Source organism: Intestinibacillus massiliensis (genome assembly GCF_900155735.1).
Lineage (GTDB): Bacteria > Bacillota > Clostridia > Oscillospirales > Butyricicoccaceae > Intestinibacillus > Intestinibacillus massiliensis.
Window position 1 is genome coordinate 1 of sequence record NZ_LT707043.1, and the last position, 828, is coordinate 828.

Annotated in this window: 1 protein-coding gene; it reads right to left on the reverse strand. The window is 67.0% G+C overall.

The window, feature by feature from the left end; genetic code table 11:
• A partial coding sequence (gene tilS / locus CZ203_RS01160; RefSeq protein WP_087064266.1) for a tRNA lysidine(34) synthetase TilS occupies positions 1-687 on the reverse strand: 687 nt, incomplete at its 3' end.
• Positions 688-828: the final 141 nt, after the last annotated feature.

Genomic DNA, 828 nt, shown 5'->3' on the forward strand with positions numbered 1-828 from the left:
CGCCTCATCCTGCCGCAGCAGGTGCGCCGTGCGCCCCGCCGCTTCGGCGGCGCGGGGGTTCAGCTCCCGCAGCACCGGGACGACCTCCCGGCGGATGCGGTTGCGGGTATAGTCGGACGAATCGTTGGAACTGTCGTTGACATAGGGCTGGTTAATCCGGTAAAGGTAGGATTCGACCTGGCTGCGCGTGGAGCCGATAAACGGCCGGATGATCCCGCGCCGCACCGGCGGGATACCGCCCATGCCGCGCGTGCCCGCGCCGCGCGCCAGGTAAAAGAGCATGGTCTCGAGGTTGTCGTCCAGCGTGTGCGCGGTCGCGACCTTGTCCGCCCCCAGCCGCGCGGCGGCCTCCCGGAAAAAGTCATAGCGCACGTCGCGCGCGGCCTCCTCGAGGCCCTGCCCGTGCTGATCCGCGTAGCCCTGCACATCGCGCCGCTCGATATAGAACGGCACCTGCAGCCCCTCGCACAGGGCGCGGACAAAATTTTCGTCGCGCACGGCCTCCGCCCCGCGCAGCGAATGGTTCAGGTGGCATGCGCACACCGTTATGCCGAGCGCCCCGCGGATTTCCAGCATCACGCGCAGCAGCGCGACGGAATCTGCGCCGCCCGAAACCGCGCAGAGCACCGTGTCGCCCGGCTGTATCATGTCATAGTTTTTGACCGTCTTTAAGACCGTATCCTGCATTTACAAATTTTCCTTCCCTTGCGCGCCCCGCCGCCTTGCAGCCGGGCGAACGCCCCGTAAGCCCGGCGGCTGCGCGCCGCCCCCTTGCCCCTGACGCGGCGTCAGCCGTGGATCTTATCCTGGTTGGAGAAGGTCGTATAC